This window comes from Caulobacter sp. DWR3-1-2 (genome assembly GCF_049896225.1).
Taxonomy (GTDB): domain Bacteria; phylum Pseudomonadota; class Alphaproteobacteria; order Caulobacterales; family Caulobacteraceae; genus Caulobacter.
This window is the reverse complement of record NZ_JAFCTW010000001.1, coordinates 279,964-297,003: the sequence shown is the minus strand read 5'-3', so window position 1 is coordinate 297,003 and position 17,040 is coordinate 279,964. Positions and strand designations below refer to the sequence as shown.

The window sequence follows — 17,040 nt, the reverse complement described above, 5'->3', positions numbered from 1 at the left end:
CGCGATCAAAGCGATGTGTCTCAACGGTTTGCGGACCCAAACATGCGCCCACGCTTGACGTGCGCGCCTGGGGGTTTAGGAACCCTGCCTCCTCCCGCCCAGGCTCCCCTCCATGACGTCCGCCTCCCCGCCGGCGATCGGCCCGACGATCGGTATCGACTTCGGCACGACCAACACCGTGGTCTCGATGACCCAGGGCGATGGACCCGCCACGCTGGTGCGGTTCCCGACCACGGACGGCGACATCTTCGCCTTCCGCTCGGCCTTGAGTTTCCATGCGGTGATGGGAACCGACGGGCGCCCGAACGAACGGGTGGTCGAGGCCGGCCCCTGGGCCATCGAGGCCTATGTCGAGGACCCGCTGGAGACCCGATTCATCCAGTCGTTCAAGACCTTCGCCGCCAGCGCTGCCTTCACCGAGACCAAGATCCTCAGCAAGCGCTACCTGTTCGAGGACCTGCTGGCCGCCTTCCTGCTGAAGCTCAAGGAGCACGGCGGCGCGGCCATGAGCGCCTTGCCCGCCCGCGTCATCGTCGGCCGGCCCGTGACCTTCGCCGGTGGCAACCCCAACGAGGCCCTGGCCCTGCAGCGCTACGAGGCGGCCTTTGCGCGCCTGGGCTTTACCGACATCCGCTATGCCTATGAGCCGGTCGGGGCGGCGTTCTTCTTCGCCCGCCAGCTGACGCAGGACGCCACGGTGCTGGTTGCCGACTTTGGCGGCGGCACCAGCGACTTCTCGATCGTGCGGTTCGAGCGGTCCGGAGGAGCATTGCGCTCCACGGCCCTCGCCCGCTCGGGCGTCGGCGTGGCCGGCGACGCCTTCGATTACCGGATCATCGACCATCTGGTCTCGCCAGAACTGGGCAAGGGCAGCCTTTATCGCGCGTTCGACAACCGCTTGCCGATCCCGCAACGCTATTACACCGCCTTCGCCCGATGGGATCAGTTGGCCCTGCTGCGGGCCTCCAAGGACATGCGCGACATCCGCGCCCTGGAGCGCACGGCCATGGAGCCGGAAAAGATCGCCCGGCTGATCGAGGTGCTGGACGACAACCACGGCTACGCCCTCTACCGCGCTGTGTCGGCGCTGAAGGAGGCGCTGTCGAGCCATGACGAGGCGACGTTCCGCTTCGAGGCCGGCTCGGTGCTGATCGAGAAGGCGGTGAAGCGGTCGGACTTCGAAGGCTGGATCGCCCCGGAGCTCAAGGCCATCGAAGGCGCCGTTGATCAGGCGCTGGCGCGTTCGGGCCTGGGTCCCGACGGCGTGGACCGCGTCTTCCTGACCGGCGGCAGTTCGTTCGTGCCAGCGGTGCGCGACATCTTCCTGCGCCGGTTCGGCGAGGCGAAGATCGAGAGCGGCGGGGAGTTTGAGTCCATCGCTTCAGGGCTGGCGCTGATCGGGCGTGAGAGCGATTTGGACCTGTGGAGCGAGAGGGCGGGGGTAAAGCCCTAGTTCAACCGGTCACCAAACTTCGCCAGCGCCACACGCGCGCAGGCGTCGGCCGCCTCGTGGGTGGTGTCGGCCACGGCCAGGCCGCCGACCAGCTTGCCGTCGATGTGCAGCGGCAGCGAGCCGCCGTGCGGATTGAGGCGATCGGGCTCGGCGGCGATCAGGGCGGCGAAGGCGGGGTCGGCTTTCTGGCGCGGCTCCATCTCGGAGCCAGGAGCATCGAACTGCACGGCGGTCGCCGCCTTGCGCGGCGCGGCGATCGGCGGCTTTTGGCTGGCGGGCGACCGCAGCACGACGAGCGGGTTGCCCTTGTCATCGACCACGCTGGCGCTGACCGGCAGGCCCTTGGCGGCGCAGGCGTCGACGGCGGCGCGGGCGAGGTCGATGGAGAGCGGGAGGTCGAGGGCGCCTGGGGTCTGGGCGAAGGTTGGGGTGGCGACCAACAGCAGGCCTGCGATCATCATCCGCGTCATCACCGCTTCCTCGCCCAGGTTTTCACAGGGATGACGGAGTTCGGAGATGATCGCAACGAAGTAACCCACGCCCTTCATCTCCCGAACAGGGGGGGATGAAGGGTTGAGGTGAACTACCCCTTGTTCGCCAGCGCCGCTTGCGCCGCCGCCAACCGGGCGATCGGCACGCGGTAGGGCGAGCAGGAAACGTAGTCCAGGCCCACGCTTTCGCAGAAGGTGATCGAGGCCGGATCGCCGCCGTGTTCGCCGCAGATGCCCATCTTGATCCCCGGACGGGCCGCGCGACCGCGTTCGGCGGCGATGCGGATCAAGTCACCGACGCCTTCCTGGTCGAGCGAGACGAAGGGGTCCTTGTCGAAGATGCCCTTGTCGATATAGGCGCCCAGGAACTTGCCGGCGTCGTCGCGGCTGATGCCGAAAGTGGTCTGGGTCAGGTCGTTGGTGCCGAAGCTGAAGAATTCGGCGTTGGCGGCCAGGTCGCCGGCCCGCAGGGCGGCGCGCGGCAGCTCGATCATGGTGCCGACCGTGTAGACGATGGTCATCCCCTGCTCTTCCAGCACGGCCTTGGCGGTGCGGTCGGTCAGGTCGCGCAGGTACTTCATCTCCTCGCCCTTGGCGACCAGCGGGTGCATGATCTCGGGGATCGGCGCGGTCTTGCCCGACTTGGCCCCATCTCGGGCGATGTCGCAGGCGGCCTCGATGATCGCCCGGACCTGCATCTCGTAGATCTCGGGATAGGAGACGCCAAGACGGCAGCCGCGATGGCCCAGCATGGGGTTGGTTTCATGCAGCTCCTTGGCCCGCTGCATCAGCTTACCGGCGTCCAGGCCGGTGGCCTTGGCCACCGCGACGACGTCTTCTTCCGTATGCGGAAGGAACTCGTGCAGCGGCGGATCGAGCAGGCGGATGGTGACCGGAAGGCCTTCCATGATCGTGAACAGTTCGACGAAATCGGCCTTCTGGAAGGGCGCGATCTTGGCCAGGGCGGCGCGACGGCCGGCCTCGTCATCGGCCAGGATCATCTCGCGAACGGCGGCGATCCGGGTGTCGTCGAAGAACATGTGCTCGGTGCGGCACAGGCCGATGCCCTCGGCGCCGAACTGGCGGGCCGTCTTGGCGTCGAGCGGGGTCTCGGCGTTGGCGCGCACCTTCATGCGGCGGGCGGCGTCGGCCCACACCATCAGGGTGGCGAAGTCGCCGGTCAGCTCCGGCTCGATCATCTTGGGCGAACCGCTGAGGATTTCGCCGGTCGAACCGTCGATGGTGATGATCTCGCCGGCCTTGAACTCGCGGCCGCGCACCCGGAACAGAGCCTCCTTAGGGAAGATGCCGACCTCGCCAGCGCCGGAGACACAGGCCCGGCCCATGCCGCGCGCAACGACGGCGGCGTGGCTGGTCATGCCGCCCCGGGCGGTGATGATGCCCCGGGCAGCGTGCATGCCGTGGATGTCTTCGGGCGAGGTTTCCTCGCGCACCAGGATGACGCTCTCACCGGCGGCGGCGGCCTTTTCTGCGGCGGCGCTGTCGAAGACGATCTTGCCGGTGGCCGCGCCCGGCGAGGCCGGCAAGCCCTTGGCGATCACGTCGCGATGGGCGGTCGGGTCAATGGTCGGGTGCAGCAGTTGGTCCAGCGAAGCCGGCTCGACCCGGTTGATCGCCTCGTCGCGTGAGATCACGCCCTCGGCGGCCATGTCGACGGCGATCTTCAGCGCCGCCTTGGCCGTGCGCTTGCCGCTGCGGGTTTGCAGCATGTAGAGCGTGCCCTGCTCCACCGTGAACTCGATGTCCTGCATGTCGCGATAGTGGCGCTCCAGCGTCTCGACCACGGTCTTGAACTGCTGGAAGACGGTCGGCATGGCCTCTTCCATCGAGGGGGCGGTGTCGCCCATCTCCTCGCGGGCGGCCTTGGTCAGGGACTGCGGCGTGCGGATGCCGGCCACCACGTCCTCGCCCTGGGCGTTGATCAGGAACTCGCCATACAGGCGCGCGTCGCCGTTCGACGGGTTGCGGGTGAAGGCCACGCCGGTGGCCGAGGTCTCGCCCATGTTGCCAAACACCATCGACTGGATGTTGACGGCTGTGCCCCAGGCCTCGGGGATGTCGTGCATGCGGCGATAGAACTTGGCCCTGTCGTTCATCCAACTGGCGAACACCGCGCCGATCGCGCCCCATAGCTGCTCCTGGACATCCTGCGGGAAGGGCTTGCCAAGCGCGTCGTGCACGGCGGCCTTGTAGTCCTTGATCACTGCGGCCCAGTCATCGGCGGTCAGAGCGGTGTCGACCCTGATGTCCAGACGGTCCTTGTGGTCATCGAGGATCTCCTCGAACAGGTGGTGCTCCAGGTCGAGCACCACGTTCGAGTACATCTGGATGAAGCGGCGATAGCTGTCATAGGCGAAGCGGCGATCGCCCGACAGGATGGCCAGGCCCTCGACGGTCTCGTCGTTCAGGCCCAGGTTGAGGACGGTGTCCATCATGCCCGGCATCGAGGCGCGCGCGCCCGAGCGCACCGAGACCAGGAGCGGGTTCTTCACGTCGCCGAAGCTCTTGCCCGTGAGCTTTTCCACCGTCGCGAGACCGGCGTTGAGCTGATCTGTCAGCTCGCCTGGATACTGCTTGCCGTTGGCGTAGTAGTGGACGCAGGCCTCGGTCGTCACCGTGAAGCCTGGCGGCACAGGCAGACCCAGGGACGACATCTCGGCGAGATTGGCGCCCTTGCCCCCCAGCAAGTTCTTCATCTTGGCGTCGCCGTCCGCGCCGCCTCCTCCGAACGAATAGACCCACTGCGTCTTGGTCAGCGTATCAACCGGCATCTCTGGTTCACCCTGCGATAAGTGAAAATAACCGGCGGTCCTCTATCGGAACCGTCCTGGCCTGGGACAAAAAGCGTAAACGCCCATCCCGCACTGCAATATCCGGGCGTTCACTAGCATCTTGTCAAAGAACGCGTCCACCGGCGGTTTGCATAACGCAGTCTAAACGGAAATTTCGGCAAATTCTTCCAATGACAACGTTGTCCTGATTGAGTTTTGCGCGTCGGCCCGGCGTCTCGAAAACAGATGTGAGTCTGCGGAATGGAGTCACCGCTAGAACAGGGTGACCGTCATGCGCAGCGCCATCACCACCACGTTCGCGGCGCCGCGATCGCCGCCGGCCCGGCGAATGACCTGCAGGTCGGGCTGCAGGGTGATTCGCGGCGTGATCTTGTCGGAATAGGTGATCTCAAGGCTCGATTCTGCGTCGGCCGGGACGAGGCCTTGGTCGTGTGTGTTGTCGCGTTGCTTCGTCGACAGCCTCCCCTGCTCCATCCCCACCGAGAAGGCGCTGTCAGGGCGCGAGGCGAAGACCCGTTCCACCAGCACACCTGCCTGCCAACCCGAGTTGAACGGGGTGGTGTCGCCATCCGACAGGCCGATGCGGGCGAAGCCGCGAACCGACCGGCCAGTCTCTCCGCCGTCGACGAACGGATATTCCGCCAGCACGTAGCCGCCGTGGGCCTTGCTGAGGGCCGGGTCACCGTTGATGTCCAGGTTACGCAGGTCCGGTTGGCGGCGGGTATAGAACCAGGCGCCGGCCGCGACACGCCAACTGGCGCCGATCCCCGCTTCGGCAATCAGGATCGCGCCGTTGTCGAACTTCGTGGACGGCCCCTCGGGATCACCCACCGTGCCGGCCTCGGCGTTCAGCGCGGCGGCCTGGACATAGCGTCCTTGCTCGCCCTCAAGCCGCACCCGCACGGCCAGGGCTGTGGACGGAAAGATCGACGGACCATTGGGACCGGTGGACGCGAACTCCGAGCCGATCCCGAACGGCGGGGCCAGAAGCAGGCCCGAGGCCTCGGTCGAATAGAACTCGCTGTTGAGGTCGTAGAGACCCGTCAGGGCCGATCCCTTGCCATCGGCGAAGCCAGTCTTCAGCCAAAGCTCGTAGAGCCGAGTCCGGGGCCGACCGACCTCGATATTGTCGATGCCCTGCAGCGTGCCCGCCACGTCGTTGGGCGCGCCGCCGCTGTTGTTTAGCAGGTAGGCGTGAAGGGTTGCACCGCGCCAACCCAGGAGCTTTTCCAGGTCGCCATCGAGGATCACGTCAAGATTGTCCAGCGCCTTGCCCGCGCGCGCCGCGCCGCCCTTCACGGCGCCGGTGACGTCGGCGGTATAGGTCACCTCGTGGGACCATGCGCCTTGTCTGGCAACCGTTTGCGCCATCGCCGACGGCCCCGCCCCCGCCCCTGCCATGAACAGCGCAGCAGAGAACCATGCTACGCCACGTAGTATAGGTCTAAATAAACTCATGGCGGGACCCCGTTTCAATCATTCAAAATAAACCTGAGGCTTGAACCGCCTATTAAATTCCCGAGGCGCGGCTTTTTGCCTCACTTGCCGGCAGTTACCAACATTATAGGTGGGACTCGACGCCTTTGAAGATGTCGTTAATCTAACTGGCCGAAGGTACGCCGGATCTCACAAGGATGCGGAACCTCGAAATGCTTCGGACGATCAACCAAAAGGTGATAGCCGCGGGCGCGGCTGTCATGGTGCTGTGCACGGCCGGCGCGGGCGCGGGCCTATGGTCCACCACGCGGCTGGACGACGCGCTGCGAGAAGCCAACGCGTCGGCTGGAGTCCTGCGCAACCATATGGAGGCCGACATGATGCACGACGCCCTGCGCGCCGACGTCCTGTCGAGCCAATTGGCCGGTGACGCGGGATCGGGCATCCAGATCGCCGACGTCCGCAAGGATCTCACCGAGCACACCGCGATCTTCCGCAAGGCGATCGCCGACAATGACGCCCTGGCCACCGATCCGGCCAGTCGCGCGGCCTTGGCCGATCTGAAGGCTCCGCTCGACACCTACGTCAAGTCGGCGACCCAGATGGTCGCCTTGGCCGGCGCCGATCGCGTGCAAGCCATCGCGGCCATGCCGGGCTTTATGACGCAGTTCACCACGCTGGAAGGCGCGATGAACAGCGCTTCGGACAAGATCGAGGCGGCCTCGAACGCCTCGACCCAGCGCGCCCAGAAGGTCGGCGCCTTCTCAGAGATCCTGATGAGCGCCGCCGTGCTGGCGGGCATCATCTTCGCCGCAATCCTGATCGTCATGTCGCGCGCCGCCATCGTCCGCCCCGTGCTGGAACTGGCTGGCGACATGCGTCGCATGGCGGCGGGCCAGAACGACATCACCGTCTCGGGCGCGGACCGCGCCGACGAGATCGGCGAGATGGCCAAGAGCGTCCAGGTGTTCCGCCAGTCGGGCCTGGAGCGGGCCCGTCTCGAGGTCCAGGCCGCCGGCTTCCAGCAGGAACTGGACAAGAAGCTCAAGGACATGGAGGCCGCCTTCGAACTAGCCGGCCGCGAACAACAGGCCGTCGTCGAGATCATGGCCAAGGGCCTGTCCAGCCTGGCCAGCGGCGACCTGTCGACCCGCATCGCCGCTCAGGTGGCCAGCGACTACGCCGCCCTCAAGAGCGACTTCAACGCCGCCGCCGCTGGGCTGGAAGAGGCCATCCGCACCATTTCCGACGTGGCCGGCCAGATCGGTTCCGGCACCGATGAGATTGCCCACGCGTCCAACGACCTGTCGCGCCGCACCGAGCAGCAGGCCGCCAGCCTGGAGGAAACCGCAGCCGCCCTCGACGAGATCGCCGCCACCGTGCGCCAGACCGCCGACGGCGCCCAGCGCGCCACCGTCGAGGTGTCCTCGGCCCGCACCGAAGCCGAACGCTCCGGCGAGGTGGTCGGTCAGGCCGTCAAGGCCATGGGCGCGATCGAGGACAGCTCGCGCCAGATCACCCAGATCATTGGCGTGATCGACGAGATCGCCTTCCAGACCAACCTGCTGGCGCTGAACGCCGGCGTCGAAGCCGCCCGGGCTGGCGACGCCGGTCGCGGCTTCGCGGTCGTGGCCCAGGAAGTGCGGGCCCTGGCTCAACGCTCGGCCGAGGCGGCCAAGGAGATCAAGACCCTGATCTCGACCTCCTCGCAGCAGGTCGGGGCCGGCGTCGATCTGGTGGGCCAGACCGGCGAAGCGCTCAGCCGCATCGTTGGCCGCGTCGCCGCCATCGACGACCTTGTGCGCGGCATCTCGGCCTCCAGCCAGGAACAGGCCTCGGGCCTTAACGAGGTCAATATCGCGGTCAACCACATGGACCAGGTGGTGCAGCAGAACGCCGCCATGGTCGAACAGGCCACCGCCGCGACTCATTCGCTGAAGGGCGAGACGGCGCAGTTGGTGTCGCTGGTCAGCCAGTTCCGCACCAGCGACAGCGAGCGCGAAACCCCGGCGCGCCGCCGCGCCTAAACCCTCTCAAACCTTGTTCCGGGCGCAATGCCCGGGCTGACGGTTGCCAGGTGAGTTGATCTACCCGCCAACCAGCGAGAAGTCGGCCACCTTGCCCATGGCGTCCCGCACGGCGGCCAGCGTCTTCAGCCGGTTGTCGCGCTCGGCGGCCACCTCGGAATTGACGAACACGCCGTCGAGGAAGGCGTCGACCGGACCGCGCAGGCCGGCCAGTTCCTGCATGGCGGCGGTGAAGTCCTCGCGCGCCAGGGCCGTGGCCAGGGCAGGTTCGACCAGGCGCAGGGCGTCGTGAAGTTGCACTTCAGGGGCCGAGGCGTCGTCCAGCAGGTCGCGGCCGCCCTCGGCTTTCCAGCCCTTCTTCTCCTCGGCCTTGAGGATGTTGGAGGCGCGCTTGTAGCCGGCCAGCAGGTTCTTGCCGTCGTCGGTCTTGAGGAACCCGTCCAGCGCCTCGACCCGGGCGACGATGCGCACCAGGTCGTCATCGGCTTTCCCGTTTATGGGCGCGAACACCGCGTCGACGAGATCGTGGCGCTTGCCTTGGTCACGGAGCATCACTGCCAGGCGGCTAGCGAAGAACGCTAATAGATGTCCCGCAAGCGAGACTTCCGGTGTCTCAACTGCACGCTCATAGACGAGTTCATGCCCTTCGACACGACCTGCCATTAGCTTGGCATGGCCTTCCCAGAAAGAAGGGTCGACTCCACGATCGAAGAGGAGACGAGCATGCTTTGCGAGGAGAACACGCAAAGGTAGGCGCACATTGTTTTCGATAACGGGCCGTGCCACCCCAAGCGTCGCGCGACGCAGTGCATAAGGATCCTTCGAACCGGTAGGCACTTCGTTGATCGCCCAGAAGCTCACCAGCGTGTCCAGCTTGTCCGCCAATGCCACGGCCACGCTCAGCGGCGCTGTCGGGACGGCGTCCGAAGGCCCTTGCGGCTTGTAGTGGTCGCGGATGGCGTCGGCGATTTCGGGGTCCAGGCCGGCGGCGCGGGCGTAGTAGCCACCCATCAGGCCCTGCAGTTCGGGGAACTCGCCGACCATCTGCGACACAAGGTCGGCCTTGGCCAGTCGCGCGGCCTCGGCGGCCTTGTCCGGATCGGCGCCGACCAGGGGCGCGATCTCGCGGGCCAGGGCGACGATGCGCTCGACGCGTTCGGCCATGGTCCCCAGCTTGGCGTGGAAGGTCACGCCGTTCAGCTTCTCCAGCCACGGCGCGAAGCCGACCTTGACGTCCTCGTCCCAGAAGAACCGGGCGTCCGACAGCCGCGAGGACAGCACCTTGGCGTTGCCCTCGGCGATCACCTTGCCGCCGTCGGCCGACTGGACGTTGGCGATGGTGATGAAGTGCGGGGCCAGGCCGCCGGTCGCCGGGTCGCGGACCGCGAAATACTTCTGGTGAGTGCGCATCGAGGTGCGGATCACCTCGGCCGGCAGGTCGAGGAACGCCGGGTCCATGTCGCCCAGCACCGGGGTCGGCCATTCGGCCAGACCGGCGACTTCTTCCAGAAGTCCCTGGTCTTCGACCAGTTCGAGATTACGCGCGAAGCAGAGCGTCTTGCAGCCTTCCAGGATGCGCGCCTTGCGCTCCTCGACGTCGAGCACGACGAAGTGGTCCAGCAAGCCTTTGGCGTATTCGTCGAAGTCGCGAACCTTGAACGGCTGGCCGCCCCAGCCTTGGCCAACGCGCATGAAGCGGTGCCCCTCGGTGATGTCGCCGCTCTCGATACCCTCGATGGCGAACGGCACGATCTCGCGATCGAAGACGCACAGGATGCGCTTCAACGGTCGCACCCAGCGCAGCTTGCCGCTGCCCCAGGTCATCGACTTTGGCCAGGCGAAGCCGCGGACGATCGCTTCCACCATCTCGGCGACGATGTCGGGGGTCGGGCGGCCGGTCTTCTCGAGGAAGGCCATCCAGACGCCGTCGCGCTCCACCAATTGGTCCTGGGTCAGGCCCGCCTTGCGCAGGAAGCCTTCCAGGGCCTGGGGCGGAGCGCCGACGCGGGGGCCCTTCAGCTCTTCCTTGCGGTCGGCCTGGGCGATCGGCAGCCCCTCGACCACCAGGGTCAGGCGGCGGGGGCCGGCGAAGGTCTTCAGGGCCTCCGGTAAAAAGCCGGCGGCGGCCAGATGCTCGCGCGCCATCCGCTCCAGGTCACGGGCCGCCTGCGTCTGCATGCGGGCGGGGATCTCTTCGGAGAACAGTTCGAGAAGGAGTTGGGGCATCGGACTACGCGGCTTCCTGCTGCTCGACCCAGGCGCTGGCGCACATCTTACAGAGGTCGCGGATGCGGCCGATGTAGGAGGCGCGCTCGGCGACGGCGATCGCGCCGCGGGCGTTCATCAGGTTGAAAAGGTGGCTGGCCTTGAGGACCATGTCATAGGCGGGCAGCACCAGAGACTTGCCCTGATAGGAGCGGGCCAGCATCAGCGGCGCCTGCTGTTCCATCTGCTCGAACTGCGACTTGAGCACCGCCACGTCATAGCCGTGGAAATTGGCTTCCGACTGCTGGCGCTCGTTCTCCAGGAACACGTCGCCATAGGTCAGGTGACCCAGGGGCGCGTTGGGGTCGTTGAACGGCAGGTCATAGACGTTGTCGACGCCGAATACGTACATGGCCAGGCGCTCCAGGCCATAGGTCAGCTCACCGGCCACCGGCGAGACGTCCAGGCCGCCCACCTGCTGGAAGTAGGTGTACTGGCTGACCTCCATGCCGTCGCACCAGACTTCCCAGCCCAGGCCCCAGGCCCCGACGGTGGGATTTTCCCAGTCGTCCTCGACGAAGCGGATATCGTGGATGCGCAGGTCGAGGCCGATGGCTTCCAACGAGCCGAGATACAGGTCCTGCATGTTCGGCGGGTTCGGCTTGAGGATCACCTGGTACTGGTAATAGTGCTGCAGGCGGTTGGGGTTTTCGCCATAGCGGCCATCGCCCGGACGCCGTGAGGGCTGGACATAGGCCGCGTTCCACGGCTTGGGACCGAGGGCGCGCAGGACTGTGGCGGGGTGAAGGGTGCCGGCGCCCACCTCGACGTCGTGCGGTTGCAGGATCACGCAGCCCTGGGCGCTCCAATAGTCATGGAGCGTCAGGATCAGGCTTTGGAAAGACCTGGGCTTTTCTTGGGGTTTTTCAGCGGGCATGAGGTCCGAACGCGCCTGGAATCTGGGCCAGAAAAAAGTCGGCGGACCTTAGGGCCCGCCGACTTTCGCTTCAAGCTGAGTTCGAGACCCTCGAAAGGCCTAGTTGCCCTTGGCGGCCGAGCGCTTGCCGGCGTTCGACATCGGCTTGCCGTAGAGCTTGCGGTTCTCGGGCGTGTCGGCCACCGGCGGGTTGGAGGTGACGTTGGCGTCGCCGGCCTTCAGCGTCGCCTGTTGCTCGGCCGGCATGGACGAGACGCGGCCGGCGGTGTCGCTCGCCATGCCCGTCGCGGCGGGCGCGGTGGTGGCGGTCGGATCGGTCGGCGTCATGGTGGCGGCCGAGGGATCGGCGGCGGGCATGGTCTGGTCGGCCGGGGCGGCTGCGGTCGAATCGGGATTGACCGGTATGGCTTGGGGCGCGGTGGACTGGGCCACGGCAACACCGGACATCAGCGCCAGGGCGGCGGTGGCGGTAGCAAGACGTATAAACATCGGGCTCGTCCTTCTGGGAAATCCAGCCTGAACAGCGTTCCAGCCCCACCTTCCGTTGCGCCCGTCACGGGCTCGTGATCTGCGGGCTCGGTGGGCTCGACGCGATTTGGTTTGAAGCCGCTGATTGTATGGGTAACGCGACAGCTCCGATCGGAGGCCGGATCGCCGGCCGAAACGCCACCTTTGCAAGCGTCCCGCGCTCTCGGCGCCTAATTTTCGGGCGCCGCCTTCCTTTCGTTTCCAAAACCCTACCGCGCGACGGTGATGTCGGAAGCGCGACCGATAGCGTGCATCGGCCGGGGAAAACGATGGCGGCTCCTAGGAGCCTTCGTCGCGGTGCAAGTGAGCAACGCGCTCTAAAACCAATTCAAGGGGAACCCGCGAAGTCGGCGGGTCGGAGCAAGGCGGATGAAACTGATCATAGCGATCGTCAAACCCTTCAAGCTCGACGAGGTCCGGGAGGCGCTAGTCGCCGCCGGCGTCGAGGGCCTGACGGTGTCCGAGGTCAAGGGCTACGGACGTCAGAAGGGCCAAACCGAGATCTATCGCGGCGCCGAATATCAAGTGAACTTCGTGCCCAAGGTGAAGCTGGAAGCCGTCGTCGACGACGCTTCGGCGGCCAAGGCGGTCGAGGCCGTGAAGGCCGCGGCGGCCACGGGCAAGATCGGCGATGGCAAGATCTTCGTCCTCAATGTCGAGGAAGCTGTTCGCATCCGGACCGGTGAAACCGGCCCGGCCGCTCTGTAAATCATCGGGGAAAAGGGGATACCAACGATGAAAATCACAAAGATGCTTTTTGGCAAACCGCTGGCCGGACTGTTGCTCGCCGCGACCCTGGCGGGGGCTCCGCTAGGGGCCGTCGCCTTCGCTCAGGAGGCCGCGCCGGCCGCCGCCGCGCCCGCCGAGGCCACGCCGGCTCCGGTCGCCGCGCCAGTCGCCGCTCCGGCTCCCGCCGCCGCCGCGACCATCACCGACAAGATGGACAAGGGCGACAACGCCTGGATGCTCGTCTCGTCCCTGCTCGTCCTGCTGATGATCATTCCGGGCCTGGCCCTGTTCTACGGCGGCCTGGTCCGCTCGAAGAACATGCTGTCGACCATGATGCAGGTCTCGACCGTCGGCATCATCGGCATCCTGGCCTGGGTGTTCTGGGGCTACAGCTTCGCCTTCACCAGCGGCGGGTCGTGGGACCTGTTTGTCGGCGGTCTTGATCGCCTGTTCCTGAAGGGCGTGACCCCGTCGAGCATGGTCGCCACCTTCTCGACCGGCGTCGTGATCCCCGAGTTCACCTACATCGTCTTCCAGTCGACCTTCGCCGCGATCACCGCCGCCCTGGTCGTCGGGTCGCTGGTCGAGCGCTTCAAGTTCTCGGCCATGGTGGTGTTCGCCGTCCTGTGGCCGCTGCTCTCCTACTACCCGATCGCCCACATGGTCTGGTGGTGGCCGGGTCCTGACGCCATCGCCCTGCACCCGACCGACCCGATCAAGGCCGGTCTGAGCTGGGGCTTCGGCGCTCTGGACTTCGCCGGCGGCACCGTGGTGCACATCAATGCCGGCATGGCCGCTCTGGTCGGCGCCCTGATCCTGGGCAAGCGCCAGGGCTACGGCAAGGAACCGATGCCGCCGCACTCCCTGACCCTGACCCTCGTGGGCGCCGGTCTGCTGTGGGTGGGTTGGTTCGGCTTCAACGCCGGTTCGAACCTGGAAGCCAACGGCTTGGCCTCGCTGGCCATGATCAACACCTTCGTCGCCACCGCCGCCGCAGGTCTGTCCTGGATCGTCGTCGAGTGGGTCACCAAGAAGAAGCCGTCGGCCCTGGGCCTGGCTTCGGGTCTGGTGGCCGGCCTGGTCGCTGTCACGCCCGCCGCCGGTTTCGCCGGCCCGATGGGCGCCATCGTCCTGGGCCTGGTCGTCTCGCCGATCTGCATCTTCTTCTGCTCGGTCGTGAAGAACGCCTTCAAGTATGACGACAGCCTGGACGCCTTCGGCATCCACGGCATCGGCGGCATCGTCGGCGCCCTGGCTACCGGCCTGCTGGTCAACCCCGCCTGGGGCGGCGCCGGCGTGGTCGATTACACCACCTGCGCCAAGGACGGCGACATCTCGACCTGCGACAACGCGGTCTACAGCCTGGGAACCCAGATGATGTCGCAACTAAAGGCCGTCGGCGTCACCGTCGTCTGGTCGCTGGTCGCCTCGATCATCGTCTTCCTGATCATCAAGCTGATCATGGGCATCCGCGCTTCGCCGGACGCCGAGGAAGAAGGCCTGGACATCTCCGAGCACGGCGAACGCGCCTACCATAGCTAAGGCTGAGGTTCGGAAAGACAGAAGAAGGGCCCGGAAGCTTCGGCTTCCGGGCCTTTTCTATGGATGGGTACGCTTCGGGCGGCCCGGCTGGGGACACGCACTTGTGCGTGTCCCCAGCAAAGGCAAGGCGGCTTTTGGGGACACGCGCAAGCGCATGTCCCCAGCCTAGAACGGCCCGCCGAGGCGGCAGCGCTTGACCCACCAGTCGGGCCGCATCTGTTCGATGCGCTCGGCCAGGCCCTCGGCTTCGATGTCGCCAGCGCACAGCGCGAAACAGGTGGCGCCAGAACCGGACATCCTGGCCAGCAGGGTCTCGGGCTCGTCGGCCAACAGGTCCAGCACCTGGCCGATGCGCGGCTCCAGGGCGACGGCGGGCGCCTGCAGGTCGTTGCGGGTATAGCCGGCCAGCCAGGCGCTGACCTCCTCGACGCTCTCCAGCCCGTCGAGCAGCGGCGGCATGGCCTCGCCCTGCGCCGCCACGGCGGCGTCATAGGCGCGGTAGACCGCGCCGGTCGGCGACGGGATCAAGGGATTGACCAGCACGGCGTTGAGCGCCGGCAGGACGGGCGCGGGCGACAGGCGCTCTCCCCGTCCCTGGGCGATGACCGGCGCGCCCCACAGGCAGGCCGCGCCGTCCGCGCCGAGACTTCCGGCGACCGCTTCGAGGTCGGCGTCGGAGAGGCCCGGCGCCAGGGCGTCGCGCAGTAGCCGCAGCGCGGCGCCCGCGTCGCTGGAGCCGCCACCCAGACCGGCGGCGATCGGCAACGCCTTGTCGAGCAGCAGGCGGAACGGGGGTGTGGGCCCGCCGAGCTTGGCGCGCAGCGCGGTGGCGGCGCGGACCACCAGGTTGCCATCGTCCACGGGAATGTCGCCGCCAAACCGGCCGGTGGTCTCAAAGCTCAGAGCGTCGGCCGGCTGCAGGCTGACCGTGTCGCCGACATCGGCGAACACCATCAGGCTGGAGATCGGATGATAGCCCGCTGCGTCGGGGCCGCCGACATGCAGGAACAGGTTGACCTTGGCCGGGGCAAAGGCGTCGAGGCGCATGGCGGGACCTTGAAGAGACTTTATCGTCGGAACCCGATGTATCCGCGTGGCCGAAGCAGCGCTACCGCGTCGAGGCGATCTTGGCCGGTGGACCGTTCAAGCCGTTCTTCAGCTTGGCCTCGGCGTCCAGCTTCTGCTTCTCGTCCGGCTCCAGGCTGAGCACGCGCTGCCACTGGTAACGGGCCTCGACCGTGCGTCCGATGCGCCAATAGGCGTCGCCCAGGTGGCCGTTGACGTCCGGATCGCCCGGCTCTAGCTCAACAGCCTGTTCCAGCTTGGCCACGGCGGTCTTGAAGTCGCCCTGGCGGTAATAGCCCCAACCCAGGGAGTCGAGCATCGCGCCCGACTGCGGCCGGGCCTCGACGGCCTTCTGGACCATGGCGATGGCCTCGGGCAGGCGTTCGCCGCGGTCGATCCACGAATAGCCCAGATAGTTCAGCAGGTCGGGCTCGTTGGGGCTGAGCGCCAGGGCCGCGCGCAGATCGCGTTCGGAGTCGCTCCAGCGGTTGGCGCGCTCCAGGGCGATGCCGCGCATGTAGAGAAGCCGCCAATCGGGCTTGGCGGCCTCGGCGACGATCAGCGGGTCCAGCACCGCCACGGTTTCTGCCCAGCGTTCGTTGGCGCGCAGCACGTCGGCATAGCCGACCTGGGCGTCGCGATCGGTCGGGGCGGCGGCGGCGGCCTGCTGGGCCACGGCGATCGCCTTGGTCTTGTCACCTGCGGTCTGGTAGCTCCAGGCCAGCTTGGTCTGGGCGGCGACATAGCGGGTCGAGCCCGCCGGCACCTTGGCATAGGCCTCGCGCGCGCCGGTTTCGTCATCATCCTGGGCGAGCATCTCGCCGACCAGCAGCCAGGCGTCGTCGCGCTTGGGGTCCAGCCGCAAGGCCAGGCGCAGATAGGCCAGGCTGAACTGGCTCTGGTGCTCGCTGGCGAAGGTGGCCGCGCAGGCCACCAGCACGTGGGCGGCGCCCTGACGCACCGTGTCCATTGCCGGCGGGCCGCCGCGCGCCACGGCCCGCGCCCGGGCCCGGATCAGGCCCTGGTCGGTCGCGTCAATGGCGAGGCCCGAGTCGTACAGCATCACGGCGTCGGCGGCGCGTTTGCGCCGTTCCAGGAACTCGCCGTAGTCGAGCATGAACAAGGCCCGCACGGGCTCCACCGCCATCAGGGCCTTGTAGTCGGTCTCGGCCTCGTCATAGCGCTTGGCCCGCTCATAGAGCTTGGCCTGGCTCAGCTGGCCGAAGAACTGCACGAAGCGATCACCCTGCAGTTCCGGGCGAGTCACCGCGCCGTCGGTATCGCCCGTCGCGGCCGCCAGCCAGGGCGCCAGCAGGACCACGGCGGGACGATGCGGAAAGCCGATGGTCTGGGCCTGCAACAGCGCCTTGGCGTCGCGCCCCTTGCCCTGGGCCAGCAGATCGATCGCCTGGGTCAGGGCGCCCAGGCGCCGGGCGTTTTCGTTGGTGTCGGGTCCATGGGGCGCGATCGTCGCGGCCCGTTGAACGTCGCCGGCCAGGAGGGCCGCGGTAAAGGCGCGTTCGCCGATCACCCCAGGGTCATCGCCCAGTTGCAGGGCCTCGTCGAAATAGCTGGCGGCCTGACCGCTGGCCCCGCTTTGCAAGGCGGCTTGGCCGGCCAGGAACTGACCATAGGCCGAGCGCGACTCGCCCCAGCCGGCGCTGCTGGAGACCTTTCCACGCAGCGTGGGCGCGGGTGTTGTCGTGGCGCAGGCAGTCAGGGCGGAGACCGAGACCAAGGCGAGAAGCAGCTTCACACGTATCATGTCCGCACCCTCATCGCTTTCCCGCGTCGCCGCAAGAATGGCGCTAAG

At 67.0% G+C, this 17,040-nt stretch carries 12 protein-coding genes; 4 read left to right on the top strand and 8 right to left on the bottom strand.

What is annotated here, in order from left to right:
• Nucleotides 1-112 precede the first annotated feature (112 nt).
• Nucleotides 113-1,453 carry an Hsp70 family protein gene (locus ACP696_RS01375; RefSeq protein ID WP_426011587.1) on the top strand — a complete coding sequence of 447 codons (1,341 nt, stop codon included), beginning with the start codon at nucleotides 113-115 and terminating at the stop codon, nucleotides 1,451-1,453.
• Here the strand turns inward: ACP696_RS01375 and ACP696_RS01370 are convergent.
• From ACP696_RS01370 to ACP696_RS01360, 3 genes are all read right to left on the bottom strand, one after another.
• Nucleotides 1,450-1,992 carry a GlcG/HbpS family heme-binding protein gene (locus ACP696_RS01370; protein WP_426030995.1) on the bottom strand — a complete coding sequence of 181 codons (543 nt, stop codon included), beginning with the start codon at nucleotides 1,990-1,992 and terminating at the stop codon, nucleotides 1,450-1,452. The genes ACP696_RS01375 and ACP696_RS01370 overlap by 4 nt on opposite strands.
• 44 nt (nucleotides 1,993-2,036) lie before the next feature.
• Nucleotides 2,037-4,736, bottom strand: a complete 2,700-nt coding sequence (gene ppdK / locus ACP696_RS01365; RefSeq protein ID WP_426030997.1) for a pyruvate, phosphate dikinase — start codon at nucleotides 4,734-4,736, stop codon at nucleotides 2,037-2,039.
• Nucleotides 4,737-5,009: 273 nt separating this feature from the next.
• The gene (locus ACP696_RS01360; RefSeq protein ID WP_426043381.1) at nucleotides 5,010-6,086 is read right to left on the bottom strand and encodes a carbohydrate porin; all 1,077 of its coding nucleotides are present in this window, start codon (nucleotides 6,084-6,086) and stop codon (nucleotides 5,010-5,012) included.
• A 320-nt stretch (nucleotides 6,087-6,406) separates the two neighbouring features.
• On the opposite strand from ACP696_RS01360, the gene ACP696_RS01355 reads away from it, so the two are divergent.
• Nucleotides 6,407-8,221, top strand: a complete 1,815-nt coding sequence (locus tag ACP696_RS01355) for a methyl-accepting chemotaxis protein (RefSeq protein ID WP_426043380.1) — start codon at nucleotides 6,407-6,409, stop codon at nucleotides 8,219-8,221.
• A 60-nt stretch (nucleotides 8,222-8,281) separates the two neighbouring features.
• Here the strand turns inward: ACP696_RS01355 and glyS are convergent, their stop codons facing one another.
• The 3 genes from glyS to ACP696_RS01340 all read right to left on the bottom strand — a co-directional run bounded on the left by glyS (nucleotide 8,282) and on the right by ACP696_RS01340 (nucleotide 11,852).
• Nucleotides 8,282-10,447: a glycine--tRNA ligase subunit beta gene (glyS, locus tag ACP696_RS01350; protein ID WP_426011592.1), complete on the bottom strand. Its 2,166-nt coding sequence runs from the start codon at nucleotides 10,445-10,447 to the stop codon at nucleotides 8,282-8,284.
• Nucleotides 10,448-10,451: 4 nt separating this feature from the next.
• Nucleotides 10,452-11,363 carry a glycine--tRNA ligase subunit alpha gene (locus tag ACP696_RS01345; protein ID WP_426011593.1) on the bottom strand — a complete coding sequence of 304 codons (912 nt, stop codon included), beginning with the start codon at nucleotides 11,361-11,363 and terminating at the stop codon, nucleotides 10,452-10,454.
• A gap of 99 nt (nucleotides 11,364-11,462) precedes the next feature.
• The gene (locus ACP696_RS01340; RefSeq protein WP_426011594.1) at nucleotides 11,463-11,852 is read right to left on the bottom strand and encodes a hypothetical protein; all 390 of its coding nucleotides are present in this window, start codon (nucleotides 11,850-11,852) and stop codon (nucleotides 11,463-11,465) included.
• Nucleotides 11,853-12,260: 408 nt separating this feature from the next.
• Here ACP696_RS01340 and ACP696_RS01335 point away from each other — a divergent pair, with 408 nt between their 5' ends.
• Nucleotides 12,261-12,599, top strand: a complete 339-nt coding sequence (locus tag ACP696_RS01335) for a P-II family nitrogen regulator (RefSeq protein WP_007665036.1) — start codon at nucleotides 12,261-12,263, stop codon at nucleotides 12,597-12,599.
• 27 nt (nucleotides 12,600-12,626) lie between these two features.
• Complete coding sequence (locus tag ACP696_RS01330) at nucleotides 12,627-14,162, top strand: ammonium transporter (protein ID WP_426011595.1); 1,536 nt, start codon at nucleotides 12,627-12,629, stop codon at nucleotides 14,160-14,162.
• Nucleotides 14,163-14,327: 165 nt separating this feature from the next.
• Here ACP696_RS01330 and ACP696_RS01325 read toward each other — a convergent pair whose 3' ends face one another.
• Both ACP696_RS01325 and ACP696_RS01320 read right to left on the bottom strand, forming a co-directional pair.
• On the bottom strand, nucleotides 14,328-15,209 hold the full coding sequence (locus tag ACP696_RS01325; protein WP_426011596.1) for a 4-(cytidine 5'-diphospho)-2-C-methyl-D-erythritol kinase: 882 nt from the start codon (nucleotides 15,207-15,209) through the stop codon (nucleotides 14,328-14,330).
• A 61-nt stretch (nucleotides 15,210-15,270) separates the two neighbouring features.
• A complete protein-coding gene (locus tag ACP696_RS01320; RefSeq protein WP_426011597.1) occupies nucleotides 15,271-16,992 on the bottom strand; it encodes a tetratricopeptide repeat protein in 1,722 nt (573 codons plus the stop codon).
• Between the last annotated feature and the right edge of the window lie 48 nt (nucleotides 16,993-17,040).

Excerpts from the sequence above, each read along its gene's own strand:
- ACP696_RS01330 (WP_426011595.1), top strand. The coding sequence starts at position 12,627 with ATGAAAATCACAAAGATGCTTTTTGGCAAACCGCTGGCCGGACTGTTG.
- ACP696_RS01325 (WP_426011596.1), bottom strand. The coding sequence starts at position 15,209 with ATGCGCCTCGACGCCTTTGCCCCGGCCAAGGTCAACCTGTTCCTGCAT.
- ACP696_RS01320 (WP_426011597.1), bottom strand. The coding sequence starts at position 16,992 with ATGATACGTGTGAAGCTGCTTCTCGCCTTGGTCTCGGTCTCCGCCCTG.
- ACP696_RS01375 (WP_426011587.1), top strand. The coding sequence starts at position 113 with ATGACGTCCGCCTCCCCGCCGGCGATCGGCCCGACGATCGGTATCGAC.
- ACP696_RS01345 (WP_426011593.1), bottom strand. The coding sequence starts at position 11,363 with ATGCCCGCTGAAAAACCCCAAGAAAAGCCCAGGTCTTTCCAAAGCCTG.
- ppdK (WP_426030997.1), bottom strand. The coding sequence starts at position 4,736 with ATGCCGGTTGATACGCTGACCAAGACGCAGTGGGTCTATTCGTTCGGA.
- ACP696_RS01335 (WP_007665036.1), top strand. The coding sequence starts at position 12,261 with ATGAAACTGATCATAGCGATCGTCAAACCCTTCAAGCTCGACGAGGTC.
- ACP696_RS01340 (WP_426011594.1), bottom strand. The coding sequence starts at position 11,852 with ATGTTTATACGTCTTGCTACCGCCACCGCCGCCCTGGCGCTGATGTCC.
- glyS (WP_426011592.1), bottom strand. The coding sequence starts at position 10,447 with ATGCCCCAACTCCTTCTCGAACTGTTCTCCGAAGAGATCCCCGCCCGC.
- ACP696_RS01355 (WP_426043380.1), top strand. The coding sequence starts at position 6,407 with ATGCTTCGGACGATCAACCAAAAGGTGATAGCCGCGGGCGCGGCTGTC.